General features: G+C 62.3%; 1 protein-coding gene. It reads right to left on the reverse strand.

What is annotated here, in order from left to right; translation table 11 throughout:
• Nucleotides 1-499, reverse strand: a 499-nt coding sequence (locus tag FYK55_RS28825) for a transposase (protein ID WP_390621790.1), incomplete at both ends; no start/stop codon positions are given.

Consider the following 499-nt stretch of genomic DNA (forward strand, 5'->3'; position numbering starts at 1 on the left):
CTGGCGCGAATTCGCTCCCGGTTCGGTTGGGGATCATCCGCCGTTGAACCATCGCAGAGCCGCAGCGGAGCCAGCCAGCCGTCGCGGCGGATCCGCCTGCCAGTCGGATTTCTCCGTCTGCCGCGACGACGCTTCCGGAGCTTGTCCACCGGGGTGTGGCAAATCTGTTTCCCGCTCTCCTCGGTTGACACCGGTACCAGGTCAAAGGCTGCCGAATCAATTTGTTTGCCCTTTTCGGCCTGAATCCGGTCATAGGCGGAAGTGTGCACGGACTCTTCAGGAGTCTCCGCTAGGGCAGCCCGGACCGGATTCAGATCGACATACATCGCGCAGGCCAACAACGCCGCCTCGTCGGCAATCGGTTGAGCTTTGAAACGGCCCTCCCAGAACCGCCCGGTGCATTCGTCCTGCCGGTTGGCCATGCGGGCAATCGGTTCGCAGAGCGATCGCATGAACCAGGAGATGTCCGAGAGACGTCGGCGGACTTCGGCCAGCTTTT

This window comes from Roseiconus nitratireducens (genome assembly GCF_008629675.1).
In the GTDB taxonomy this organism is placed as follows: Bacteria; Planctomycetota; Planctomycetia; order Pirellulales; family Pirellulaceae; genus Stieleria; species Stieleria nitratireducens.